This window comes from Microbacterium sp. CCNWLW134 (assembly GCF_037083565.1).
In the GTDB taxonomy this organism is placed as follows: Bacteria; Actinomycetota; Actinomycetes; order Actinomycetales; family Microbacteriaceae; genus Microbacterium.
This window is the reverse complement of the sequence record NZ_JBAOJU010000001.1, coordinates 477,791-503,260: the sequence shown is the minus strand read 5'-3', so window position 1 is coordinate 503,260 and position 25,470 is coordinate 477,791. Positions and strand designations below refer to the sequence as shown.

General features: G+C 71.4%; 20 protein-coding genes. 4 read left to right on the top strand and 16 right to left on the bottom strand.

Annotated elements, in window-relative coordinates; translation table 11 throughout:
• Positions 1–18: 18 nt before the first annotated feature.
• From V6S02_RS02365 to sucC, 4 genes are all read right to left on the bottom strand, one after another.
• Positions 19–555: a hypothetical protein gene (locus tag V6S02_RS02365; RefSeq protein ID WP_336399725.1), complete on the bottom strand. Its 537-nt coding sequence runs from the start codon at positions 553–555 to the stop codon at positions 19–21.
• Between the two features lie 70 nt (positions 556–625).
• On the bottom strand, positions 626–1,075 hold the full coding sequence (locus V6S02_RS02360) for a nitroreductase family deazaflavin-dependent oxidoreductase (protein WP_124292617.1): 450 nt from the start codon (positions 1,073–1,075) through the stop codon (positions 626–628).
• A 5-nt stretch (positions 1,076–1,080) separates the two neighbouring features.
• Positions 1,081–1,983 (bottom strand): succinate--CoA ligase subunit alpha, encoded by a 903-nt coding sequence (gene sucD / locus V6S02_RS02355; protein ID WP_124292616.1) that lies wholly within the window; start codon positions 1,981–1,983, stop codon positions 1,081–1,083.
• 28 nt (positions 1,984–2,011) lie between these two features.
• Positions 2,012–3,175 carry an ADP-forming succinate--CoA ligase subunit beta gene (gene sucC / locus V6S02_RS02350; RefSeq protein ID WP_336399724.1) on the bottom strand — a complete coding sequence of 388 codons (1,164 nt, stop codon included), beginning with the start codon at positions 3,173–3,175 and terminating at the stop codon, positions 2,012–2,014.
• Between the two features lie 296 nt (positions 3,176–3,471).
• On the opposite strand from sucC, the gene V6S02_RS02345 reads away from it, so the two are divergent.
• Positions 3,472–3,963 carry a hypothetical protein gene (locus V6S02_RS02345; protein WP_124292614.1) on the top strand — a complete coding sequence of 164 codons (492 nt, stop codon included), beginning with the start codon at positions 3,472–3,474 and terminating at the stop codon, positions 3,961–3,963.
• Positions 3,964–3,975: 12 nt separating this feature from the next.
• Here V6S02_RS02345 and V6S02_RS02340 read toward each other — a convergent pair whose 3' ends face one another.
• Both V6S02_RS02340 and V6S02_RS02335 read right to left on the bottom strand, forming a co-directional pair.
• Positions 3,976–4,578 (bottom strand): response regulator transcription factor, encoded by a 603-nt coding sequence (locus V6S02_RS02340; protein ID WP_124292613.1) that lies wholly within the window; start codon positions 4,576–4,578, stop codon positions 3,976–3,978.
• Positions 4,575–5,810: a sensor histidine kinase gene (locus V6S02_RS02335; RefSeq protein ID WP_124292612.1), complete on the bottom strand. Its 1,236-nt coding sequence runs from the start codon at positions 5,808–5,810 to the stop codon at positions 4,575–4,577. Before V6S02_RS02335 ends, V6S02_RS02340 begins: the two co-directional genes overlap by 4 nt.
• 149 nt (positions 5,811–5,959) lie before the next feature.
• Between V6S02_RS02335 and V6S02_RS02330 the strand changes: the two genes are divergently transcribed.
• Positions 5,960–6,460, top strand: a complete 501-nt coding sequence (locus tag V6S02_RS02330; RefSeq protein ID WP_124294383.1) for a small multidrug efflux protein — start codon at positions 5,960–5,962, stop codon at positions 6,458–6,460.
• A gap of 50 nt (positions 6,461–6,510) precedes the next feature.
• Here V6S02_RS02330 and V6S02_RS02325 read toward each other — a convergent pair whose 3' ends face one another.
• Positions 6,511–7,248 (bottom strand): hypothetical protein, encoded by a 738-nt coding sequence (locus tag V6S02_RS02325; RefSeq protein WP_336399722.1) that lies wholly within the window; start codon positions 7,246–7,248, stop codon positions 6,511–6,513.
• Between the two features lie 104 nt (positions 7,249–7,352).
• Between V6S02_RS02325 and V6S02_RS02320 the strand changes: the two genes are divergently transcribed.
• The gene (locus V6S02_RS02320) at positions 7,353–8,027 is read left to right on the top strand and encodes a TetR/AcrR family transcriptional regulator (protein ID WP_124292610.1); all 675 of its coding nucleotides are present in this window, start codon (positions 7,353–7,355) and stop codon (positions 8,025–8,027) included.
• Between the two features lie 3 nt (positions 8,028–8,030).
• Here the strand turns inward: V6S02_RS02320 and V6S02_RS02315 are convergent, their stop codons facing one another.
• Positions 8,031–9,335, bottom strand: coding sequence for an acyl-CoA dehydrogenase family protein (locus tag V6S02_RS02315; RefSeq protein ID WP_336399721.1), 1,305 nt, complete (start codon positions 9,333–9,335; stop codon positions 8,031–8,033).
• Positions 9,336–9,469: 134 nt separating this feature from the next.
• Here V6S02_RS02315 and V6S02_RS02310 point away from each other — a divergent pair, with 134 nt between their 5' ends.
• A complete protein-coding gene (locus tag V6S02_RS02310; protein ID WP_124292608.1) occupies positions 9,470–10,657 on the top strand; it encodes an AI-2E family transporter in 1,188 nt (395 codons plus the stop codon).
• Positions 10,658–10,701: 44 nt separating this feature from the next.
• Here V6S02_RS02310 and V6S02_RS02305 read toward each other — a convergent pair whose 3' ends face one another.
• The 8 genes from V6S02_RS02305 to V6S02_RS02270 form a co-directional block, all read right to left on the bottom strand.
• A complete protein-coding gene (locus tag V6S02_RS02305; RefSeq protein ID WP_336399720.1) occupies positions 10,702–11,763 on the bottom strand; it encodes an ATP-dependent DNA ligase in 1,062 nt (353 codons plus the stop codon).
• Positions 11,764–11,936: 173 nt separating this feature from the next.
• Positions 11,937–14,771, bottom strand: a complete 2,835-nt coding sequence (locus V6S02_RS02300; RefSeq protein ID WP_336399719.1) for an AfsR/SARP family transcriptional regulator — start codon at positions 14,769–14,771, stop codon at positions 11,937–11,939.
• On the bottom strand, positions 14,768–17,659 hold the full coding sequence (locus V6S02_RS02295; protein WP_336399718.1) for a BTAD domain-containing putative transcriptional regulator: 2,892 nt from the start codon (positions 17,657–17,659) through the stop codon (positions 14,768–14,770). The genes V6S02_RS02300 and V6S02_RS02295 overlap by 4 nt, the downstream gene beginning before the upstream one ends.
• Before the next feature lie 58 nt (positions 17,660–17,717).
• On the bottom strand, positions 17,718–19,304 hold the full coding sequence (locus V6S02_RS02290) for a S1C family serine protease (RefSeq protein WP_164478155.1): 1,587 nt from the start codon (positions 19,302–19,304) through the stop codon (positions 17,718–17,720).
• A gap of 92 nt (positions 19,305–19,396) precedes the next feature.
• Positions 19,397–19,981 carry a hypothetical protein gene (locus V6S02_RS02285; protein ID WP_336399717.1) on the bottom strand — a complete coding sequence of 195 codons (585 nt, stop codon included), beginning with the start codon at positions 19,979–19,981 and terminating at the stop codon, positions 19,397–19,399.
• 448 nt (positions 19,982–20,429) lie between these two features.
• Positions 20,430–21,464 (bottom strand): non-homologous end-joining DNA ligase, encoded by a 1,035-nt coding sequence (gene ligD, locus V6S02_RS02280; protein WP_336399716.1) that lies wholly within the window; start codon positions 21,462–21,464, stop codon positions 20,430–20,432.
• A 50-nt stretch (positions 21,465–21,514) separates the two neighbouring features.
• On the bottom strand, positions 21,515–22,642 hold the full coding sequence (locus V6S02_RS02275; protein WP_336399715.1) for an SseB family protein: 1,128 nt from the start codon (positions 22,640–22,642) through the stop codon (positions 21,515–21,517).
• Between the two features lie 348 nt (positions 22,643–22,990).
• Positions 22,991–25,459, bottom strand: coding sequence for an ATP-dependent helicase (locus V6S02_RS02270; protein ID WP_336399714.1), 2,469 nt, complete (start codon positions 25,457–25,459; stop codon positions 22,991–22,993).
• Positions 25,460–25,470 lie beyond the last annotated feature (11 nt).

Sequence of the window (25,470 nt, the reverse complement as noted above, 5' to 3'; positions counted from 1 at the left end):
GCCGCCTCGGGCGCCCTTTCACGACGGCACCCGAACGGTGTCGAGCACCTCGGCGATCGCATAGCGGTAGTCGCCGATGCTCGCGTCGGTGACCCGCGCGACGATCCCCGCGCTGACCGGACCGCGCTCATCTCCGACGGCCGCCAGGACGACGCCGCCGTGTTCGTCGAGAACCTCGGTGTGCCGGGCGCGCGAGCCCGACGACAGGGTCTCGGTCACGGCCTCGGCGCCCTCCGCGTCGCCTCCGCGGACGAGGTCGGCGTACGCGGTGTCGAAGCCCCCGTTCAGCTCGGTGACCGCGATCTCGAGTCGCCCGTCGGGGCTGGTGAGGCTCAGCTCGTCGTCGTCGAAGGGCGGGCGGCGAACGACCCAGCCCGCCGGCGCGGTGAGACTCACCGAGGCGTCGGCGATCGTGACCTCGGTCGGCGTCTCGTACACCGTGGCTCCGAGGTTCGCCAGGCTCGGCGGAATGGCGACCGCGGCTGCGAGACCGATCCCCGCCGCGGCGCCGAGCGCGCCGACGCACGCCAGCACCAGGGCGATCTCCGACCTCACGGCCCGATCGTAAACCGGCGATCCGGCGCGACCACGGCGCGGCGCGGCATCCTCCGGGGATTCTCGGGGATTACTCCGAGGGCGGGTCGAACGGCTCGAGGACGAAGAGCGCGATCTTGCGGTCGGTCTTCTTCTGGTACTCGTTGTAGTCCGGCCACACCTCGGCCGAGCGGTTCCACCACTCGCTGTACTCGTCGCCCGACAGCTCGCGCGCCAGGTAGTCGCGCTTGACCGCCCCATCCTGCAGTTCCACGTGCGCGTGCGCGCGCATGTTCGCCGCCCACGCGGGCTCGTCGGGGGCGCCGCCCTTCGATGCGACGACCGCGTAGCGCCCCTCGTGCTCGACGCGCATGAGCGCCGTCTTGCGCAGGCCCCCGCTCTTCGCGCCGACCGTGGTCAGCACGATGATCGGCACACCGCGCAGGAGATTGGCTTCGGTTCCGCCCGAGGCCTCGTACTGCTCGGCCTGCTCACGGGCCCACTGCGACGTGCTGGGCTTGTACTCGCCCTTCAGCGGCACCGGACTCAGAGCCCCTCGATGATCTCGCGCATGAGGGCCGCAGTCTCAGACGGGGTCTTCCCGACCTTGACGCCCGCGGCCTCGAGCGCCTCCTTCTTCGCCTGGGCCGTTCCGGCCGAGCCCGACACGATCGCGCCGGCGTGACCCATGGTCTTGCCCTCGGGCGCGGTGAAGCCGGCGACGTAGCCGACGACGGGCTTGGTGACGTTCGCCTTGATGAAGTCGGCCGCGCGCTCCTCGGCGTCACCGCCGATCTCACCGATCATGACGATCGCCTTCGTCTCGGGGTCGGCCTCGAACGCGGCCAGCGCATCGATGTGCGTCGTGCCGATGATCGGGTCGCCGCCGATGCCGATGGCGGTGGAGAAGCCGATGTCACGCAGTTCGAACATCATCTGGTAGGTCAGGGTGCCCGACTTCGACACCAGGCCGATCGGGCCTTTGCCGGTGATGTTGGCCGGGGTGATGCCGACCAGAGCCTCATCGGGGGTGATGATCCCGGGGCAGTTCGGCCCGATGATGCGGGTCTTGTTGCCCTTCGAGGTGGCGTAGGCCCAGGCCTCCGCCGAGTCGCCCACGGGCACGCCCTCGGTGATGACGACCAGAAGCGGGATCTCGGCGTCGATCGCCTCGATCATGGCGGCCTTGGTGAACGCGGCGGGGACGAACGCGATCGAGACGTCGGCACCGGTCTTCTCGATGGCCTCGGCCACCGACCCGAAGACGGGAAGCTCGACGTCGGCGCCGTCCTTGTCCTTATGCAGAACAGTGGAGCCTGCCTTGCGGGCGTTCACGCCACCCACGACGTTGGTGCCCGCCTTCAGCATGAGTGCGGTGTGCTTGGTGCCTTCGCCGCCGGTGATGCCCTGGACGATGACCTTGGAGTCCTTGGTGAGGAAGATCGACATTTCTTGTTCCTTATCCGGATGCTGCGGGTCAGGCGTTCGCGAGTTCGGCGGCCTTGTCGGCGCCCTCGTCCATGGTCGAGGCGAGCGCCACCAGGGGGTGGTTCGCCTCCTGGAGGATGCGGCGGCCCTCCTCGACGCGGTTGCCGTCGATGCGGACGACCAGGGGCTTGGTGGCGGTGGAGCCGAGCTCGGCGAGAGCGCCGACGATGCCCTTGGCGACCGCGTCGCAGGCGGTGATGCCGCCGAAGACGTTCACGAACACGCTCTTGACCTGGGGGTCGCCGAGGATGACGTCCAGGCCCGCGGCCATGACCTCCGCCGAGGCGCCGCCGCCGATGTCGAGGAAGTTCGCCGGCTTCACGCCGCCGTGGTTCTCACCGGCGTAGGCGACGACGTCGAGGGTCGACATGACCAAGCCCGCGCCGTTGCCGATGACACCGACCTCGCCGTCGAGCTTGACGTAGTTGAGGTCGTTCTCCTTGGCCTTGGCCTCAAGCGGGTCGGCGGCGTCCTTGTCTTCCAGACGCGCGTGGCCGGGGTGACGGAACTCGGCGTTCTCGTCGAGCGTGACCTTGCCGTCGAGGGCGATGACGTCGCCCTCCTCGGTGAGGACGAGCGGGTTGACCTCGACGAGTGTGGCGTCCTCGCCCTTGTAGACGTCGTAGAGCTTGACGAAGACGTTCGCGACCTGATCGACGAGGTCGTCGGGGAAGTTCGCGGCGCGGGCGATCTCGACGGCCTTGGCGTGGTCGATGCCGGTCAGCGGATCGACCTCGACGCGGGCGAGCGCCTCGGGCTTCTCCACGGCCAGCTGCTCGATCTCCATGCCGCCCTCGACACTGCAGAGCGAGAGGTACGAGCGGTTGGCGCGGTCGAGCAGCACCGAGAAGTAGAACTCCTGGGCGATGCGGGCGCCGGCGGCGATCATCACGCGCTTGACGACGTGGCCCTTGATGTCGAGGCCGAGGATGGCCTTCGCGGCCTCGTAGGCCTCGTCGGGGGTCTTGGCGACCTTGACGCCGCCGGCCTTGCCGCGGCCTCCGGTCTTGACCTGCGCCTTGACGACGACCACGCCTCCGAGCTTCTCGGCGGCGGCCTTCGCCTCCTCGGGGGTGTCGGCGACGATGCCGGCGAGAACCGGCACCTCGTACTTCTCGAACAGATCGCGGGCCTGGTACTCGTAGAGATCCACAGAGAGTCCTTCGCTGGGCGAACGGTGGGATGTGTGGGTCAAGAAAATCTCGATGTCGAGATATCGACCAGTCCCCTACCCTACTACCGGCGACGGACCGCCTCATCCCGGTTGTCTCGACGCCGAGTCCCTTCGCGCCCTCCCTCCCGAGGGCGTACGCCCGCCGTCGCGGCGCCGCTCTCGCCCTCGCCCAGGTGCGGCACCTTCCCTCGACCGCCCCGCACTCGGCGTAGCGTTGTCGGCATGGGGAGGGGCGTCGCGCGGATCCACCATCGTCATCAACGGGGGTGGTGAGGATGAGGCGAGGGATCGCCGCCACGGCGGCCGGCCTCCTGCTCGTGACACTCGCCGCGTGCACCCCGTCTCCCGCTGATGGGCCGCTGACCCTCGAGCACGCCAAGGCCGACTACATGGATGCGCAGTCGGAGCTGCGCGCAGCGATTCCCGACGACGTCGTGATCGACGACCTCGACTCACCCCAGACCGCCTCGCTGCTCCTCTGCGACGACGGGAAGACCTACACCTGGCCGGGAGCGAGTGCCGTCGTCATCTCCCCCGACACCGACACGGCGTCGCTGATCGACGACATCGCCGCCGAGTGGGCGGACAGACCGGGCTGGACGCAGCGGACCAGCGCGCTCGGCGGCGGTGCTGCCGCCCTCGACCTGTTTCGGGAGGACGGCCTGACTCTGGGGATCGCCGCTCTCGAAGACAACACCCAGCTCATGATCTCGGGCTTCAGCGCCTGCTTCGCGATGTCCGATCACGATCCGCTCGAGCGCTACTGAGCACGACCGCCCTCAGATCCAGCCACGCTCGCGCGCGAGGATCGCCGCCTGCTGCCGGGTCGCGAGGCCGAGCTTTCCGAGCACGGCAGAGACGTGGTTGCGCACCGTGCCGGGCGAGAGGTGCAGCGTCGCCGCGATCTCGGCGATCGTCTCGCCGCGCGACCCCGCGCGCAGCACGTCGAGTTCACGATCGGTCAACGGACTCCGCTCGTCGGTCAGCGCGTCCGCGGCGATCTCGGGGTCGACGTAGCGCCGCCCGGCGGCGACGTCGCGGATCACCGCGGCGACATCCTGCGCCCGGCGCGACTTCGGCAGGAACCCGTCGACCCCGGCGCTCAAGGCCCGGCGCAGCACCCCGGGCCGCGCGTGGCGCGTCACCACCACGCAGCGCGACCCCGCCTGCCGGCGGATGCGCGCGGCGGCGTCGACGCCGTCGAGGCCGGGCATCTCCAGGTCGAGCAGGCACACGGTGGGCCGAAGCCGCACCGCCTCGGCCACGGCCTCCTCCCCGTCGCGGCACTCGGCGACGACCTCGAAATCGTCCTCGAGTCGCAGCAGTGCCGCGAGGGCCGAGCGGATCATGTCTTCGTCGTCGGCGATGAGGATCCGGATCATGCGACACCTCCGACGGATGCCGCGGGCACCGTGACCTCGAGGGCGAAGCGCTCGTGCGCGGCTTCCCAGTGCGCTGCTCCCCCGACCGAGCCCACCCGCTCGGCGATACCCGCGAGCCCCGATCCGGCGGGCGTCGCGGGCGCGGGTGTCGGCGGGGCGGGCAGGTCGTTGCTGACGCCGAACCGCCACACCTCGCCGCCCCCTCCCGCCTCGCGCGCGAGGCTCAACCGCACCCACGCGCCGCCGCCGTGCTTGAGGATGTTCGTCGTGCTCTCGCGCACGACCGGACCGAGGATGTCGGCGGGCGCCGCGTCGGCGCGGGGGTCGACGTCGAGCGTGACGCTCAGGCCCGCCGCCCGCAGCAGGTCGGCGGCGTTGGCGAGTTCGTCCGACAGCGGAACGCCGCGGAACCGTGCGGCGAGGGCTCGCGTGCCGTTGCGCGCCTCATCGACCGACGCGCGGGCGAGCCGCACCTGCTCCACGGCGGCGAGAGGGTCGCGCGGCAGCATCCGCTCGGCGAGCTCGAGCTGGAGGGCGATCACCTGCAGGTGGTGCCCCTGCAGGTCGTGCAGGTCGCCCGCGAGCCGCAGCCGTTCCTGGGCCGCGGCCAGCCGGCCCTCGGCGGCGCGGGCCTCGTCGAGGGCAAGGACGATGTCCCACCACCACAGGCACAGCACGGCCGTGGGCGGCAGCAGCACCGAGAACAGGTTGTAGACGAAAACGACCTCGCCGGTGAGCGTCCGACCCGTCGCGACCGGCTCGATGATCCAGATCGCGACGAGCACGACGGTGACGCCCGTCACCAGACGCAGACGCACACCGGGCTGCCAGCGCAGCAGCAGCACCGCCAGCGCGACGAGCGCCGCGGCTTCCAGCACCGACGATGCGATCACCCCGACCACCGCTGCGGCACCGGCGGCGACCACGAGCGACCAGAGCACCGTGGAAGAGAATCGCTCCTCGTCGTCGGAATCCTCACGTCGCCGCCGGCCGTACCGCGCGAGCAGTGGCACGCTCGAGGCGAGCGACACCGCCGCGGCGGCGAGGTACACCGCAACTTCGAGGGCCTCGCCGCCGGTGAGCGTCGGCACGAGCCAGAAGAAGAGCGTCACGGCCTGGAAGATCATCACCGACCCGGCGGTGTACCACCAGGTCGCCGTCACCCCGCGCGCCAAGGCGCGCGCGGCCGGCAGCGGCGCGAACGCCGAGGCGGTTCGGGAGACGTCGGTCACACTGCCACAGTACGACCATGACTTTTGTCACACCTCGCCCGCAGCATCCTCCCGGCGGCAGGTGACGCTCCGACACTGCCGCAGAACGCCCCGATCCCGTGGGATGGAATCACCGTCCGACAGACGGCCCGTCCGATCCACAGGGAGACATCGTGAACCCCATCGCCGACCTCATCCTCGGCTTCCAGAACCTGGTCGCCCAGATGCCCGAGCTGCTCCGCCCCCTCATCGTCGCCCTCGCGGGTGCCGTGCCGTTCATCGAGGGCGAGGGCGCCTCGGCGATCGGCATCATCGGCGGCATCCATCCCGTCGTCGCCGGCGTCGCCGGCTTCGCCGGAAACCTGCTCTGCGTCGCCGTGATCGTCTTCGCCGGCGCCCGGGTCCGCACCGCGGTGACCACGCGCGGAGGACGGGAGGAACCGGAACTCTCGCCGCGCCGTCAGAAGGTCATGCGCGCCTACGAGCGCTACGGCACTCCCGGGGTGAGCCTGCTCGGCCCGCTGCTGGTTCCGACGCAGTTCACCGCCGCGGCGCTGGTGTCCACCGGCGTCGCCCCGGGCCGGGTGCTGTTCTGGCAGGCGGTCGCGATCGCCTTGTGGACCACCCTTATCACGCTCATCATCACGGGTGTGATCACGTTCGTCGGCTGAGTGGGGGCTCTCCGACCCTGACGCCCCGCCACGCGAGAACGTCGTCGCCGTCACGCGACCGACGAGGTCGCGGGCGGGGTGTCGGGTTTCCGGGCGGTCTTGACGAACTGCGCATGCTGCGCCGCCTGCGCCTTCTGGAGTGTCACCTTCCACCCCGGTCGGTCGACACGGGCGAGCTGGAGGATGTCGGCGACCACCTCGAGCGCCGCGGGTGCCGCGCGCGTCCGGCCCCGCCCGTGGCAGGAGGTGACGAATCGGATGCGACCGAGCGCACGCGGCAGCTTGCCCACCATCGGCGCGGGTCCGATGACATCGGCCGGGCGGCGTGGCGCGTCATCCGTCCCCGGCGTCGCTGCGGTCGGCGCCGGCAGCAGGTACGACGCCGCGCGCCAGCGCGACGGGGTCGGGCCGGGACGGTAGACCGACTCGGCGTCGCGAGCGCCGGTGGCGAGGATCACCTGATCGGCGAAGAGCGGACCGTGTTCGGTGTCGAGCCGGCACGGGTTCGCCGACGTGACGGCGTGAACGAGCGTGCGGGTGTGCAGAGCGGCACCGGCGGCGACGAGCGCCGCGGCGAGCGCGGTCTCCTCATTCGCATCTCGGCTCCCGCCAGGGCGAGCCGGGCTGATCACCCCCGCTTCGACGAGTGCGACCCGGCGCCCGGACTGCGTGAGCATGAGGGTCGCGACGAGCCCGGTGAGCGAGGCCCCGACCACCACGACGTCGTAGTGCTCACCGCGCGGAAGCGCTTGGCCCGTGGTGTTGACGGCGGCGGCGAAAAGGGACATGAACACAGTGAAGGACCATGAACCCAACCGGACCATGGCCTTGACAAACGTGCGCACACCACACCCGCCGTGTTCCCCGGCGACCCCGCCGCTAAGCTCGGACCGTGAGCGACGCCGATCCTGCGTTCGTCGGCCGCACCGGTGTCGTGGCGGCCGCGGTCGAGTTGTTTCACACGCAGGGGTTCGAGCAGACGTCGGTCGATCAGATCGCGCGCGCGGCGGGGATGTCGCGCTCGACGTTCTTCCGCCAGTACGGCGGCAAGGAAGACGTGGTGTTCGCCGACCACGAGGGCCTGCTCGAAGAACTCCGGACCTTCCTCGCACAGCCGCACGATGATCCGTGGGCGGCCGTGTGCGAGGCATCCGTGCAGGTGTATCAGCACTTCGCCGCCGATCCCGACCTGGCCCGACGTCGCTACGCGGTGGTACGCCAGATCCCGGCGCTGCGCGACCGCGAGATCGTCACGGTCTTCCGCTACGAGCGCCTCTTCGACGAGTACCTCCGCCAGGCCCTGCCGGGCCTCGACCCGCTCGACGCGGTCGGATTCTCGGCTCTCGTCACCGCGGTGCACAACCACGTGCTGCGGCGGCTGATCCGCGGGCCGAAGCGCGTGCCGGTATCGGTGCTCACGCGGGCGCTCGACGATGCGCGGCGCCGCTTCGGGGTGCTGCCCGAGGCATCCGACCCGGCGCCCGACGACCTCGTGGTCGCGGTGTTCCCGCGCCGGACCCCCAGCGCCGAGGTGGCGCGGCGCCTGCGCGACGCTTTGTCGGAGTAGCGCTCAGGCGAACGCGCTCACACCCGTGATGTCGCGGCCGAGGAGAAGCGCCTGGATCGACTCGGTGCCCTCATAGGTGTGGATGGCCTCGATGTCGGCCATGTGCTGCATCACGCCGTACTCCAGGAGGATTCCGTTGCCGCCGAGGAGGTCGCGCGCCGTGGCGGCGATCCGGCGGGCGGTGCGCGTGTTGTGATACTTCGCCAGCGACGCCTGCGTGGGTCGCAGACCCCCGGATGCCTCCAGGTCGGCGAGGTGACGGCAGTACAGCTGCATCGCGGTGAGCTCGGAGAGCATCTGGGTGAGACGCTCCTGCACCATCTGGAACCCCGCGAGGCGCTTGCCGAACTGCTCGCGCTGCTGGGAATACTGCAGCGCCGCCTCGTAGCAGGCGGTCGCGTGCCCGAGAGCCGACCAGGCGACTCCCGACCGGGTGGCGTAGAGCACCGTCGAGGCGTCCTTGAAGCTGTGGCTGCCTGGAAGCACCGCGTCGGCGGGGAGCTGGACGCCGCGCAGGGTGATGTGAGCCTGATGGATGCCCCGCAGCGACGCCTTCCCGGTGATGGGCTCGCCGTGGTAGCCCTCGGTCTCCTGCGGCACGAGGAAGCATCGCACCTTGCCGTGGTCGTCGGCCCCGGGCGATTCGACGCGGGCCCAGACGAAGGTGACCCCGCCCGAGGCGCCGTTGCCGATCCACTTCTTCGCGCCGTCGATGATCCAGCCGCCGTCATCGGCGCGCGTCGCGCGGGTCTCGAGCGAGACCGAGTCGGAGCCGTGGTCGGGCTCGGTCAGAGCGAACGAACCGGGGATCTCACCGCGGGCGATCGGCTGCAGGTACTGCGCCTTCTGCGCGTCGCTGCCGAACAGCGCCAGGGTGCGCAGCGCCAGGCCGCCCTGCACCGCGAGGACGGTGCCGAGCGATCCGTCGCCGCGCGAGATCTCCATGTTGACAAGCCCCGCAGCCAGAGGCGACAGGGCGGTCAGGCCCTCGTGCTCGATGCCGTCGACGAAGAGGTCGAGCTCGCCCATCCGACGCACGATCGAGATGTCGTACTCGCCGGCATCCCACTGCGCCGCCGACCGATCGCCGTACTCCGAGATCAGTACCCGGGCGCGCGACCAGGCGTCACGCTCGGCGCCGCCGATGTCGGCGAAGACGCCGTAGTAGTCGGTGTCGAGCGGATCGGTCACGCGGTAGGCGCCCGCGCGGTCGCCCGGGAGGGCGCCGGCGGCGGCGGAACCGGCGCCGTGCGAGGTCTCGGCGCTGTCGGTGCTGTCGGTCGCGGTGGGGGCGGGCACAGACGTCATGACATCCAGTCTCGCACGGCGTGACACTCGATGTCACGACCCGGAAGCGCCGTCGGCTCGGGGAGCTCGTATCCCCCTGCGACGTGCCGCGCAACCACCTGACCGGCGCGTCGACACGGCCGTATGGTTCAGCCATGGGACTCTTCCGTCGCGCCCCGCGCCGCCACGCTTTCGACACCGGTGCACTCGGCTCCGCCGGTGACGCCGGGTCGGCCGCGGCCAAGGCCGCAAAGGCACCCGTCGCCCTCGGGCTCTGGGCCGATGGATTCGGCAAACTCGCGACCCGGTCGCTCCAGATCGCGATCGTCATCGGCATCGCCACGCTCGCCGTCCTCGGCCTTCAGCAGGTGACGGTGGTGTGGATCCCCGTCATCATCGCCCTGATCTTCGCCTGCGCTTTCGCGCCGCTGATGTCGTGGCTCCGCCGCCGAGGCGTACCGTCGGTCGTCGCGACGCTCATCACCATGCTCGCCGTCGTAATCGTGCTGGGGCTCGCCGGATGGCTCATCGTCTGGGCGGTGCGCAACCAGTGGGACGACCTCTACTCTCAGGCCGAGGCGGGGTTCCGCGAGTTGCTGAGCTGGATCAACACCCTTCCGTTCGCTCCCGACGAGGCCCAGCTCGAGCAGTGGCGCGATCAGGTCATCGACTTCGTCACCAGCGCACAGTTCGGCTCCGGGGCCCTCGCCGGCGTCAGCGTGCTGGCCAACTTCGTCACCGGCCTGATCCTCATGATCGTCGTCCTCTTCTTCTTCCTGAAGGACGGCCCGTGGCTCTGGGAGTTCCTGCTGCGCCCCTTCCGCGGGGCGGACGAGGCGCGCGCCCGCCGCATCGGCGACAAGACCGTCGTGACGCTCGGGTCGTACGTGCGCGGCACCGCCGCGGTCGCGTTCGTCGACGCCGTCGGCATCGGCATCGGCCTGGTCATCCTGCAGGTGCCGCTCGCGCTGCCGCTGGCGGTGCTGGTGTTCCTTCTGGCGTTCATCCCGATCGTCGGGGCGACCGTCGCCGGCATCCTCGCAGCACTCGTCGCCCTCGTCGCGAACGACTGGGTCAACGCCCTCTTCGTCGTGGGTGTGGTCGTGCTGGTGAACCAGCTCGAGGGCAACTTCCTCCAGCCCGTTCTCATGGGGCGGACGCTGAAGCTCCACGCCTTCGTCATCCTCATCGCCCTGACCGTCGGCACCGTACTCGGCGGGATCCTCGGTGCAGTGCTCGCCGTGCCGATCACCGCGGTGGTCTGGGGGATCGTCAAGGTGTGGAACGGCCCGAACGAGCCCGCCCGCTGGGCGCAGAAGAAAGCGGTCGAACCCGCGGTATAGCGCGGGAGTCCGCAGCGCGCGAGCAGTTCAGGCGCCCCCTGGGCTCACAGTCCGGGCAGGATGTCGGACAGCGTGAAGCTCGCCGGCACCTCCAGTTGCGCGAAGGTGCACGAGCGCGGGTCGCGGTCGGGGCGCCAGCGTCGGAACGACGGGATGTGGCGAAAACGCTCGCCCTCCATGTGGTCGTACGCGACCTCGACCACGAGCTCGGGGCGCAGCGGCTCGAAGGAGAGGTCCTTGCCGGCGTTCCACCGGCTGCCCGCGCCCGCGAGCCGGCCGCCGTCACCGGCGTGCTCGGCCCAGCCGCCCCAGGGGTGGGCGGAGAGGTCGACGTTGCGGTAGGGCGCGAGATCGTCGAGCAGGGTCTTCCTTCGAGCCATCGGGAAGGATGCCGTCACCCCGACGTGGTGCAGGGTGCCGTCGTCGCCGTAAAGGCCCAGGAGGAGTGAGCCGACGATCGGCCCCGACTTGTGCCAGCGGAATCCCGCGACCACGCAGTCGGCGGTGCGCTCGTGCTTGATCTTGAACATCGTGCGCTTGTTGGGCTGATACGGACCGTCGAGGGGTTTGGCGATCACGCCATCCAAGCCCGCGCCTTCGAAGGTCTCGAACCACTCCTGCGCGACGGCGGGATCGCCGGTCGCGGGCGTGACGTAGATCGGCGGCTCGACGCCCGAGAGCGCCTCGACCAGAAGGGCGCGACGCTCGGCGAAGGGACGGCCGGTGAGGTCGTCGTCGCCGAGCGCGAGCAGGTCGAAGGCGATGAACGACGCCGGCGTCTGGGCGGCGAGCAGGTTCACCCGGCTCGCCGCGGGGTGGATGCGCTGCTGCAGCGCCTCGAAATCCAGGCCGCCGTCGGTGGCGACGACGATCTCTCCGTCGACGACGCAGCGCTCGGGGAGCTGAGCGCGCAGGGCCTCGACGAGCTCGGGGAAGTACCGCGTCATCGGCCGTTCGTTGCGGCTTCCGAGTTCGACCTCGTCGCCATCGCGGAACACGATCGTGCGGAACCCGTCCCATTTCGGCTCGACATGCCCGAGGTCGGGGATCGCCGCGACCGATTTGGCGAGCATCGGCGCGACCGGGGGCATGACGGGAAGGTCCATCGCCTCAGTCTCGCGTGCGCGCCGGTGTCGCGCCATCCCGCCGCACACTCCCTCGCCTTCGGGCGCTCATCGCGCGACCTCACGTCCCTCGATACCGGCACAGACGACGTCCGGTGCCGGGTCGGGTGGTGGGCCGCGAAACGCGCCACCCGGCGATCCGCCGCACGAGCGCGTCAGACGCGAGCGGCGACCGCGGCTGCGCGCTCGAGCGCCCACGCGACGTCGCGCGCGGCGCCGCGGGCGCGCGCCGCATCCCACGCCGCGCCGAGTGCAGCGGCGGCACGCGCGCGGAACGGCTCGGCGTACGACCCGTCCGACGCCACGGGGTGGAACCCGAAGCGCGGCCCGAGCGCGTCGACCAGGCCGAAGAGCTCCCCGGCATCTTCGAACGCTCCGAGCTCCCCCAGCGCCACCGCGATCGCGTTGACCGCGGCGAGCGCGCTGATCCGGTCTTCACGGGCGAGGGAGTGGCCGGCACCGGTGCGGAGGATCCCCACCGCATCACGCGGCCGTCCGACCTCGGTCAGCACCTTGCCCGTGATGTAGCACGACGCCGCAAGCGTCCACGTGTGACCGATCTCGGCGGCCAGGCGGTAGCCCTCCTCGAGGCTGTCGAGCGCCTGCGCCGGGTGTCCGGCGATCCGCAGCGCATCACCCCGGATATAGAGGTGGTCCGCGATCGCCCACCGGTCGCCTTCTCCGACCTCGGCGCGCCATCGCTCGGCGATCGCAAGCTCGGCCTGCCGCGTGTCGATGTTGCCCTCGACGGCAGCGAGCGAGCCGAGCAGGGTGTGCGCGATCATCGCGTGCGCCGGGTCGGCGGCGGCATCGGCGGCCTCGGCGAAGCGCCGGAGTGCGTGCACGGTCCCGAGCGGGTCTCCTCCCACAGCCTGCATGAAGGTCGCGGCATACAGCGCGCGCGCCTCGGGTCCTGAGAGGCGCGGTCCGGGTACGGCGAGCGCCTGATCGATGAGGTTGAGCGCCTCGTCCGCCTGCCCGCGCTCGTACCAGAACCACGCGAGCGACCCGACGAGCTCGACCGCGAGCGAACGATCCCCCGAGCGGATGGCGCGGGCCGTGGCATCCTGCAGATCGGCGGCGTAGCCGCGCAAGGACGCGCGCGCCTTCGGCGCCGCCGTCGAGCGCAGCAGCGGTGCCGTGCGCTCGGCGTACGCGGCCATCCAGCGTCCGTGCCGCCCCTCCCAGTCCCCGCCGTCATCGGCCTGAAGGTGCGCTCGGGCGTACCGGCGCACGGTGTCCAGCAGCCGGAATCGCCTCTCGCCTCCTCCCGCACCCGCGGGGACGACGAGCGAGCGGCGCACGAGCGCGATGGTCATCTCCCGTGCGTCGGCTCCCTCGATCCGGCAGATGCCTGCCACGGCATCGAGTCCGAACGGGCCCGAGAAGCGGGCCAGCTGCCCGAGCGTGCGGCGCTCGTCGTCGGAGATCATCCCGACGCTCCAGTCGATCGCGGCATCGAGCGAATCGTGCCGGCCCGTCCCGCGACCCGGCGCGAGGGCCTCGAGCGAACCGGCGACTTCGCCGAGGCTCAGGACGTCCAGACGGGCGGCGGCGAGCTCGATGGCGAGCGGCAGACCGTCGAGCGCGACGCACAGTCGCCGCACGGCGGTGCGGTCGTCGTCGTTCCACGCCGTCGTCCCGCTGCTCTCGGAGGCGCGCTGCAGGAACAGGTCGACCGCGTCATCCAGGGCCCCGCCGAGCAGCGGCTCGACCGCCACGACCCGCTCGCCCGCCATGCGCATCGCCTCGCGGCTCGTGACGAGCACGCTGAGCCCGGCGCACCGCTCGAGCAGGGCGGACGCCAGGGCGGCCGTCGCCCCCAGCACGTGCTCGACGTTGTCGAACACCACGAGCGTCCGCCGTCCACCGAGCGCCGCCGCGATCGCGTCGATCTCGCTGGCGCATCCGAGCGTCTCGGCGACCGCGCCGATGAGGCGGTCGGGCGAGCGGATGACGGTGAGATCGACGAACCACTGGGCGTCGTCGTCGCTGCCCGCACCCCGGCGGGCCACCTCGGCGGCCAGGCGGGTCTTGCCGACACCGGCGGGGCCGGTGAGCGTCACGAGCCGCGACTGCGCCCGGGCATCGGCGATCCGATCGAGCTCGGCGGCCCTGCCGATCAGCGCCGAACGCCGCGATTGCACCCCCGCGGCGGGATCGACCGGGCCCCCGTGCTCCCCGACGCGCACGCCCCGCGCCGCGCCGACGGCCCCCGATGCGTCGCCGCCCCGCACCGCACCGGCGTCCGCCGCCGGGCCCGGGGCGCCCCCCGCACCGCCGTGCGACTCGCCGCGCAGGATCCCGTCGCGCAGCCGCGACCACGTCTCGGGCACCGCTCCCCCGACCTCGCGTCGATGCGCGACCCGCCGGTCGATCTCGCCGAGGGCGTCGGCGGTGCGTCCCCCCTCGGCGAGCGCCTGCGCCAGCCGACGGCCCATCTCGTCATCGTCGAGGTCGTCGGCCCATGGCGCGAGAGCTGCCAGCGCGTTGGCGGGGCGGGCGGCGGCGAGCTCCCGATCGGCCCGTTCGGCGGCGGCGGCGCGCCGCAGCATCCCGAGCTCGGTGATCACCGGCGCGGCGAAGGGGAACTCCGACACCCGGGCCAGCGGCGCCCCCGTCCAGAGGGCCTCGGCCTCGGCGAGCGCCGCCGCGCGGTCGTCACCGGTGGTCTCGAGCAATCGGCGGAAGCGGATGACGTCGACCGCTGCGGGGTCGACGGCCAGCCGGTATCCGCCGCGCCCGCCGGGCAGGAGGTCGTCCCATCCGCGTGTGCGCAGTCGGGACAGGTGCGCCCGAAGACTCGAGACGACACTGTCGGATGCCGCGGGCCAGAGTGCCTCGACGAGCTCGCCGGTCGTGAACGATCGCTCCGGGTCGAGCGCGAGACGGCAGAGGATCGCCTCGGGGATCGCGCCGCGCACCGGCGGCGGCGCCCCGTCGCCGGTGACACGCAAGCCGCCGAAGAGGTGGATCCGCACGTCGGTCACGGCGAGGCATCCGGGTCGGCGGGCGATGCGCCTTCGGGCGACGGGTCGGCGGCCATCGAGAACTCCCGGCGCGGGAGGCGCGCGAGCATGTCGCGCACCTCGGGCCACCCGCATCGCCTGCCCTGCTCGTACTGGTGCGCGAACTCGGGCCGGGTCATCCCCGCACTGAGCGAGTCCCGCAGGCGCTCCGCGTCCTCCCCCTCGACGACGGCGGTGCTGTAGTCGTACTGGCGCCCGATCTCCCCGACAGCTCCGAGCAGGCGCGCCCCGGTCTCGTGGCGCTCGACGAAGGCGCAGGCCCCGGCGATGACGAACACCACCGCGAGCGCGCCGGCGGCGTCCTCGTTCGCGCGGGCCTCGTCCACCGCGCCGACCGCGACGTCGATGGCCTCCTTCGGCCGGCGCGCATCCACGAGGGTCTTGGCGGCGACGTACTTCGACGTCGTGATCATCCAGGTGTAGCCGATCGACGCCGCGATCCGGTACGAGGCGCGCAGCGCACGGAGCGCGTCATCCGTCCTCCCCTGCGCCCGCCGGATCTGGCCTTCCGACATGCTGACCTCCGCCCGCGCCCACGCCTGGGCCTCGCCCGTCAGGTGACGAGCCTGCGCGAGAAGGGTCTCGCCCACGTCGGCCTGACCGAAGATCGCCCGGCCGTAGGCCTCGCGGGCAAGGGCCACCGCGGTCACCGACGGGTCGGCGAGCCGCTCGCCCTCGGCGCGCGCCCGCGCGATGGCGCCGAACCCCGCCGCGGCGTCGCCGGTCTGATAGGCGAGGTTCGCCAGCTCGAGCCACGCGATCCCATCCAGCGGCGTCGGATCGCCCGGCAGCTCGAGCGCCCGCTCGAGCCGGCTTCTCCCCTCGACCATGAGGCCGCGGAGGAACCAGTACTGCGCCTGTCCCGCCGCCAGCCGCACCGCCGCGTCGCGGTCACCCGCCGCCACCGCCGTCTCGAACGCCTCGGTGAGATCGGCCCGGAAGTCATCGAGCACCGCCATGCTGTCGCGCGCCTCGAAGGTGCGCAGCGTCGGACCGAGCGAGGTGGTGAGGTCGGCGAACCACCACCGGTACCGCAGCCGCCACATCGCCGCCCGCGCCGGATCTTCCCGCTCGGCGAGGTACTCCCGCGTCGACTCGAGCATACGGAACCGGCGCCGACCGGTGCTGCCGCGCTCGACGGCGAGGAGCGACTTGCCCACGAGCTCGTCGAGAAGGGCGACGGTGTCGGCCCAGGGGCGACCGGATGCTCCGGAGACGGCCCCCACGGTGAAGGCACCGGCGAAGCGCGAGGTCTCCTGGAGCAGGTCGCGCTGCGCGTCGCTCAGCTGGCCGAAGGTCCAGTCGATCGCGGTGCGGACGCTGTCGTGCCGTCCCCGCGTCGCGGCGTGCGCACCGATCCCCTCGCGCACCTGGGCGGCGTCGAGCACGTCGAGCCGCGCCGCGGCCAGCTCGAGTGCGAGCGGGATGCCCTCGAGCTCCGCGCAGAGTGCGCGGGCGTCGTCGAGCTCGCCGTCGTCGAAGCCGTACCCGCCTCGGGCGTCGGCCGCGCGTTCGGCGAAAAGTCGCCACGCATCGGCGTGCGCCTCGCCCACGAGCGGGCGCAGCACGACGACCTCCTCGCCCGACAGCCGGAGCGGCTCGCGGCTGGTCACCACGATGCGCACCCCGTCGGTTCCCTGCAGCAGCCGATCGACGGCGACGGCGAGCGCGCCGAGCACGTGGTCGGCGTTGTCGAGGAGCAGCAGGATGCGGCCGGAGCGAAGACGCCGCACGATGGCATCCATCGTCAGTTCACGCGCGCGCACGACCGCCGCGATCGCCGCGACCACCTCGTCGGGCTGGCGGAAATCCGCGAGGTCGACCATGTACTGCTCGTCGTCGAGGGCGGTCGTGGCCTCGCGGGCGAGCTCGACCGCGGTACGGGTCTTCCCCACCCCGGCGGGCCCGACGATCGTGATGAGGCGTCGGTCGCGGCGACGCTCGCGCAGGCGTGCGAGATCGTCGGCGCGTCCGACGAAGCGGGTGAGGGGGATGCCGACGCCCACCCGTCGCACGGCCGCACCGGTGTGGTGGGTGACCACCTCGGGGTCCATCCGCACGATGGAGGCACGCAGCGACTGCAGCCGGGGTGAGGGGTCGAGGCCGCGGTCGTCGCGGAGGCGCGTGGTGAACGCGTCGATGGCGGTGAGCGCGTCGGGAATGCGCGCGGAGCGGGCGAGGGCGGTGGCGAGCAGGCGCACCGGTCGCTCGTCGAAGGGGTGGCGCTGGGCGGTGCCGGCGAGCACCGAGGTAGCGAGCGCCGCGTCGCCGAGGTCGAGGGCCTGCTCGCCGAGATCCTCCTCCAGCAGCCGCCGATCGGCGAGATGGCGCGCGCGCACGGCGGAGACGAACGGGATGGCGTCAAGGCCCGGGAGCGGGTCTCGCGCCGCCCGCGCGGCGATCTCGCCGAGGGCGGCCAGACGTTCCTCCGATGCCGGCAGGCGGCCGGCCGCGGCGAGCTCCGCGCGCAGCCGCAGCAGGTCGACCCGATCGGCCGGCACGTCGAGGGAGTAGCCTCCACGGGCTCCGACCAGGTGCGCGCCGAGCCCGGCGGCCCGCAGCCGCGACAGGTGGGCCCGGAGAGTGGAGAGCACGTTCGCGGGGGGCTGCGGCCAGACATCCGCGATCAGCTCCTCCGCCGAGACGATGTCACCCGCGCTGAGTGCCAGCCGCGAGACGAGGGCTTTGGGGATGTCGCCCCGCAGCGCGACGACCCCGTCGTCCACGCGCACCTCGACCAGGCCCAGTAGGCGCACGTCCACCGTCACGCTCACTCCCCCCTCGGCGAAGCGCGTCGTCCCCGCGCCGGTGACCGGAGCGGGGGCCGTCAGTGATGATTCCGTTGCCATTGTGGTGCAATCCTGTCGTGCGGTGGGGCCCCGACCCGGCGGTCGGGGCCCCACGATTTCAGAAGGCAGCGGCGAAGCTGCCCAGGGCGTGATCGATCGCGTAGAGGTCGTTCTCCGTCAGGGCGGTGACCGCGAGCACGATGACGTACTGTCCGTCGTTGGAGTAGGCGGCGAGCATCAGATAGTCGGCTGCGGATTCGCCGCATCCGGTCCAGTACTGGAAGACCCCGGTGTGGAGGTCGTCGGTGTACTCGTCGATGGCGCCCTGCGAGCACCCCGACTGCTCCAGGTAGTCGGCGGTCATGCCCAGCCACTCCTCGGGCTGGATCGTCGCCGTATCCGCGGGAGCCGCGACCACCGAGACACCCGGCACCGACCAGCCCGATGCGAACGCCGCGACATCCGTGCTGGCATCGATGCGCGCCCACTGCCCGCCGCGCGGGTCGGTGTAGACCGAGGTGTCGAGGTCGCCCCAGGCGGCCGGCACATCGACCGTGACGCTTCCCGTGTCATCCACGATCGAGACGTACTCCTCGGCCGAGACGGCTCCCGAACCGCCGGAACCGCCGGTTCCCCCGCCGCCCGAGCCGGCGCCGGCCTGCGTGGCCACCGAGACCGCTTCAACGGGCTCGCCGTTGAACTGCCCGGTGTAGTAGACGCCCTCGGCGGGGCGGTACAGCTCCACCGACAGCGTGGCGTCATGGCCGTGTGTGCGCAGCACGTCGCAGTAGTCGGCCATGGTGCCGTCGACGCCCACCGAGACGCCCTCCATCTTTGTGAGGAGGTCGCCGGGCGCGACGCCGGCGGTATCGGCCGCCGACCCCGAGGCGACGGAGTTGACCCAGATGCCGAGCCCCTCGCCCTCCTCGGTCATGAGGGCGGTGCCGTTGATGCCGAGGCTCAGCACGCTCTCGCCCTCGCTCAGCTGCTCGATGACCTTCTGCACCTCGTCGCGGTGGATGGCGAGGTTCTGGTCGTACTGGTCGTTGCCGGCGTAGTTCACGCCGACCAGGCGCCCTTCACTGTCGATGAGGGGCCCGCCGGAGTTGCCGCCGCGGATGCGGGCGTCGTGCTCGATCACGTGGTCGAGTGAGGCCCAGGGAGTGTCGACGGCGGTGTCGGCCTTCGACACGATGCCGCGGGTCATGGTGAACTCGGGATCGCCGAGCGGGAAGCCGGCGGCGTAGACGTCGGTCGCGGTGGTGATCTCGCCCTCACGCCAGGTGAAGTGCGGGTATTCGTCCTCCTGCAGCTGGATGACCGCGAGGTCGAGACACTCCGACGACCCGAGCACCTTGGCGTTCAGCGTCTCGCTCGTGTCGCCGCCGCGCCAGACCTTCAGCGTGCCGGCGCCGACGACCACGTGGTTGTTGGTCACGGCGAGGCCGTCTTCGCTGATGAGGAAGCCCGAACCGCGGCCGGCGGCCTCGTAGCCGCCCATCTCGGGCGAGACGAAGGTGCCGACGGCCTCGATCTGGATGGTCGCGGTCTGGATGTCGTCGAAGCCGACGCCCGCAGGCTGGGCGGCTTCGGGAGTGACGAAGCTCATGCACCCGGTGAGGGCCAGAGCGGTCGTCGTGAGCATGGCCGCACCGGCCGGCAGAAGCCGTGAGCGAGTGCGACGAGAAGGTGCGGTGGTGTTCATGTCGCCGAAGCTACGGACGGGATCGGATGCCGGAGCGAGCCGTTTCGGGCGTGCAATGTTCGTGCAATCCGACCTTGCAGTGCGCGCGGCATTCATTGCGCGGCCAGCCTCTTGGTGAGTTCGTCGCCGTACGCGCGCACCGCGTCGGTGAAGTCGTCGGTCGGGCCGACGCAGGTGTCTGAGGTGGAGATGTCGCACTCGGCGGCGCGGAACGCGGCGGCGGCGTCTTCTGCCGCGGTCGCCGCGGTGACGAGCTCATCGTCGGCACCGGCAGCGGTGGCGCGGTCGGCCGCGCCGTCGATCATCTCGAGGGCCTCGATCGCGATGCCGACGCAGTTCTCGTCGCCCATCGCGATGTTGACGCTGGAGCAGAAGTTGTCGTACCAGCGGTCTTGAAAGAGCGCGATCGCACCGGCCTCGGTCTCGACGAATCCCGCGTCGCCGCCCGCCGGGCGGGTGCCGCCGGGGTCGGTGACGTCGGGGTCGGGGTCGGTCGTCGTTGTGGCGGCCGGCTCGGTTGCGCCGGGTTCGGCGCCGGAGGCGCCGAGTGTGAAGGTGCAGCCGGTGAGCGTGACGGCGGCGAGCAGCCCCGCTGCGGCGGCGGCCGCCAATCGGCGCTGCAGCGGAGTCGACGCTTCCGGCGCGTGGGCGGATGCGGGTGCGGGTGTGGTGTGCATGGGTGGTCCCCCTCGGTCCGTGGTGCCGGATCATCCGGCACGCGCCGACGCTATGAGGACCGTTGCGCGGTTTTCGGCGCGCTCTGCGCCGCGCAATCTTCGTGCAATGTTCCGCCCGACATCCGCTCCCCCGGCAACATCCGCCCCGCTTCGCGCGCTGGCAGGGCCGAACGTGACGGAGGAAGCCGGGCGCCCCATGCTCCCCCGGCAACATCCGCCCCTCTTCGCGCGCTGGCAGGGCCGAACGTGACGGGGGAAGCAGGGTAACCGCTCCCGTTTGAGGAGCACACCGCGCGACCTCGCGCTGCGGCATCCCGTGCCGGGAGCCCCGCGCGCGAGCCACCTGTCACAAAGAGCGGCCACGCGGGCCGTTTGCGACAGGCGAACGGGAGAAGCTCGACACGAGGCGCGCCGCGGCATCCGTCCCTTCGCCGGGGAACGAACCGCGCTACTCCTTCGGCCAATTCTCCGGATTCTTGCGGCTGGGCTGCACGCGGGGCGGCTCGCCGGGCATCTTCGGGAAGTCGGGCGGGAACGGCAGCTCGCCGAGCCCGTCGTCGAGGTCGCGCTGCCACCACTCCAGCAGCACGTCGATGCGCCCCGGCGTCTCGAGCATCCCCTGCCACGGGTCTCCGACCGAGGCCAGCCGCTCCGGCACCGAACGCACCGTGAAGGCCGCGGGGTCGACACCCGCGAGTTCATCCCACGTGATCGGCGTCGAGACGGTCGCGCGCGCGAGCGCCCGCGGGCTGTAGGCCCCCGCCATCGTGCGGTCACGATTGGCCTGGTTGAAGTCGATGAAGATGCGCTCGCCGCGCTCTTCCTTCCACCAGTTCGTCGTCACGCGGTCGGGCATCCGGCGCTCGAGCTCCCGTCCGGCGGCGATCACGGCGTGCCGCACGTCGAGGAACTCCCACTCGGGCTCGATGGGGCAGAACACATGGATGCCGCGATTGCCGCTCGTCTTCAGGAACGCCGTCAACCCCGCCTCGGCGAGCACGTCACGCAGGGCGGGCGCGACCGCGGCGGCATCGGCGAAGTCGGTGCCCGGCTGCGGATCGAGGTCGATCCGCAGCTCGACGGGGTTGTCGGTGTTGCTCGTCAGCGACGCCCAGGGGTGGAACACGATCGTGTTCATCTGGGCCGCCCACACGACGGCCGCAGGTTCGGTCAGCACGATCTGCGGATGCCGCCGTCCGCTGTTGTACCGCACGGTCACCGCTTCGACGTAGTCGGGCGTCCCCTTCGGCGGGTTCTTGGAATAGAACCGCTCCCCCTCCACCGATTCGGGGAACCGTTCGAGCGACACCGGCCGGTTGCCGTTCGCGGCGAGGAACGGACCCGACACCGCCATGAGGTATTCGGCGAGCTCGCGCTTGGTGATCCCGAGCGCCGGCCACAGCACCCGGTCGGGGTTCGACAGGCGCACCTCGCGGTCGCCCGCGGGCCCGGGAACGGTCAGCATCGTGAACGGGCTCGCCATGCAGGCGACGCTACAACGTCGCGACGGCACCCGTCAGGAGAGGACTCGCCTCAGGGGAGGATCGGGCCGAGGTCTTCGCGTCCGAGCCGGATCCACGGACCGGCGGCGTCAACGAGGATGCCGGCGAGCGCCGCATCGGCGGCGAGCGCGGCCCCCAGCCGGTCGGCCGTGATCGGGGCGGCCCTGTCGCCGCGGCCGATGGCCGCGACCTCGAGCGGGTGCGTGAACACCTGCAGCAGCCGCTCGCCGTTCGCGCGGGCTTCGGCGACGCCGACCTTTCCGTCGGGCGTTTCGTTGACCGCGACCCAGAGCCGTGCCCCGGGCATCGCCGCGACGATCTCGGCGCCGGTGGCGGGCGTGCGCGGGCCCGCGAGCAGGTGCTTGACCAGCGCGTTGGGGTCGGCCTGGTCGAGCATCCGCTCGATGAGTTCCCGCGGGATCACCGCGCGCGCGGGCGCCGACGACGGGTCGATGATGATTCCGGCGTAGGTTCCCGAGACCACGTGACGGAGCACCGTGGCCGCGGGCTGCGCGACAGCGGATGTCTGCTGATCGCCGTCCGACGCGACGCTCGCCTGCAGGGCTGCCCCGCCACTGAAGGCCAGCACGTACTGCTTGTCACCGACGGTCGCGACGGCGAGCGGAAGCTGGGCGCCCTCCGACAGCAGCTGCCGGGCGTCGCCCTTGATGCGCAGGAACAGCTGGCCCTGCAGGAGCTGACGGGCGACGTGGATGAGGTCGAGCGACTCGGGCTTGTCGGGAAGCGCGCGCAGCGCCTGGATGACCAGGCCGTTGTCGGGAAGGCCCGGAACGGTCTGCGACGGCGCGGGCGCCTCGGCGGGGCCGGGGGTGCGCGGCGCCGAGGCCGCTGCGCCGGCGGCGGTGGCCGGTGCGCTCGCGGAGGAGTCGGCGGCGACCGGTCGCGCAGCCGGCGCCGTGCGCGGCGCGCCATAGGTCGACACCGAGATGTTCACGTGCGGAACCGGCTCCTCGGCCGCGGGAGCAGCGGATGCGGCGTCACCGCCCCCCGCGGAGTCCTCACCCTCTCGCGGGGCGAGCCCGGGGGCATCGGCGACATCGACATCCGTCTCGGGCGCCTCGGAGTCGGGCGTTCCCGTCTGCGGAGTCGCGTCGTCGCGGTGGTCGTCGGTCTTCTTACGTCGCCCGAAGAGTGCCATCGTGCCAGCCTACGCGGCGGCCCTGCGGGCCGCGCCCGGCTCGGCCTCCGCGACCCGTCACAAAACGTCGCCCGCAGCTTCGAGGGGCGGCAGATTCTGACGGGTCGCGGACTCGCCATCACGACCTGTCAGCGCGACCCGTCAGAAAACGCGGCCCACATCGAGACCGAGCAGCAGAATCTGACGGGTCGCGAATTGGGTTGCGGACAGGCGCCCGGCAGAGCGCGACGCTCCGCCCGTCGTTCTGCCTGCGCCCGCCGCGACCCGTCACAAAACGTCGCCCGCAACCACGACGAGCCGCAGAATCTGACGGGTCTCGAACTACGCACGGGCGCGGCCTGCGCGCGGCTACAGCTTCGCGATCGGTGCGATCTTCACCAGGAGCTTCTTCATGCCGACCTTCTCGAAGCGCACATGCGCGACACGCTTCGCGCCCTCACCGGTGATGGCGTCGATGCGGCCCTCGCCGAAGTCGTCGTGACGGATGCGGTCTCCCGGCGCGAGCTCCATATCGCCGTTGTCGCGCACCTTCGCCGGGATGCGGTTGGCGAACTTCTCCAGCGACGTCGACTTCGGCACGAGGTCGTCGCCGTACCGTCGGCCCGACCCCGACGCGCCGAAGCCCGACCCCGCGGAGCCGCGCCGCGCATTGAGCGCCCGCGACTGCGTCCCGCCGCGTGAGTTGACGTCGCCCGGCGACTGGCGCCAGTCGAGCAGATCCGACGGGATCTCCTGCAGGAACCGGCTCGGCATCGCCACCGACACCTCGCCGAACTGCGCACGGGTCATCGCCAGGGTCAGGTACAGGCGCTTGCGCGCCCGGGTGACGCCGACGTAGAACAGCCGCCGCTCCTCCTGGGGACCGCCCGGTTCGCCGGCCGAGATCCGGTGCGGGATCAGGTCTTCTTCCACCCCGGTGAGGAACACGGCGTCGTACTCGAGGCCCTTCGCGGTGTGCATCGTCATGAGCGACACCGATCCCGAGGCATCTTCCAGGTCATCCGCGTCGGAGACGAGCGCCACCTCGGTGAGGAAGTCGACGATCGTCCCTTCCGGATTGTTGCGCGCGAACTCGCGGGCGACAGCGACGAGCTCGTCGAGGTTCTCAACGCGCGCTTCGTCCTGCGGGTCACGGCTCGCGCGCAACGCGTCGAGGTAGCCGCTCTTCGACAGCAGCAGCTGCAGTCCGTCGGCCACCGCGGTCGGCGGGGGCAGCTCGCCCGATGCGGGAAGCATGAGATCGGATGCTTCGGCGAGAACCGCATCCAGGTGCGCGATCGCCGCCTGGATCTTGGGTCCGACGCCCAGCGCCGAGGCATTGCCGAGCGCGTCGCGGAAGGTGATCTGCTCGTCGGCGGCATAGCGACTGATCGTCTCGATCGTCACGTCGCCGATGCCGCGGCGCGGCCGGTTGATGATGCGGCGCATCGCCATCTCATCGGCGGGGTTGGCCACGGCGACGAGGTAGGCCAGGGCGTCCTTGATCTCAGCGCGCTCGTAGAACTTCGTGCCGCCCATGATCTTGTACGGCACGGCGGCACGGATGAAGATCTCCTCCAGCGCACGCGACTGCGAGTTGGTGCGATAGAAGACCGCCATCTGGTCGTACGGCACGCCGCCCTTGTGCAGCACCTCGATCTCGTCGGCGACGAACTGGGCCTCGTCGTGCTGCGAGTAGCCGGTGAACCCGACGATCTTCTCCCCCGCGCCGACGTCGGTCCACAGCCGCTTGTCTTTCCGGTCGAAGTTGTGGCTGATCACCGCGTTCGCCGCCGACAGGATGTTCTGCGTCGACCGGTAGTTCTGCTCGAGGAGCACCACCTTCGCGCCCGGGAAATCGCGCTCGAACTCGCTGATGTTGCGGATGTCCGCTCCGCGGAACGCGTAGATCGACTGGTCGGAGTCGCCGACGACCGTCAGCGACGCGGCTTCCTCGGTCGCCGGCGCGTCGAAGATCATCATTCCGCCCGACGAAGCGATCGGGCCACCGTCGGATCCCGGCGCCCGCGTCAGCTCGTGGATCAGCGCGTACTGCGAGTGGTTGGTGTCCTGGTACTCGTCGACGAGGATGTGCCGGAACCGCCGGCGATACACATCCGCCACCTGCGGGAACGCCCGGAACAGGTACACCGTCTGGGCGATGAGGTCGTCGAAGTCGAATGCGTTCGCGCGCTGCAGCTCTCGCTGGTACGCCGCGAACACGTCGCAGAAGACGCGCTCGGCCGGGTCGTTCATGTTCGCCGACCGGGCGTACGACTCCGCATCGGCGAGCTCGTTCTTGAGCTTGGAGATCTTCCCCTGCACCGCCGACGGGGTCAGTCCGTAGGCATCCGCTTCATGCTCTTTCACCAGTCTCTTGACCAGCGCGCGCGAGTCGCCGGAGTCGTAGATCGTGAACGACTTGGTGAACCCGAACTGCTCGGCTTCACGCCGCAGGATGCGCACGCAGGCCGAGTGGAACGTCGAGATCCACATGCCCTGCGACCGGTCGCCCACGAGCTGGTGCACGCGCTCGCGCATCTCTCCTGCGGCTTTGTTGGTGAACGTGATCGCGAGGATCTGGCTCGGCCACGCCTCTTTGTTGCGCAGCAGCGACGCGATGCGCCGCGTGAGCACGCTGGTCTTGCCCGAACCGGCGCCGGCGACGATGAGGAGCGCCTGACCGCGGTAGGTCACCGCCTCGCGCTGCTCGGGGTTGAGGCCGGCGAGCAGGTCTTCGTCGACGCGAGCGCCCGAGCCCGGTTGGGGCCCGCGATCGCCGTCGACGATGAGAGGGACGGATGCCGCGGGGCGCGCGGCCGGAGAGACGTCAGTCATTGCCCGTCAAG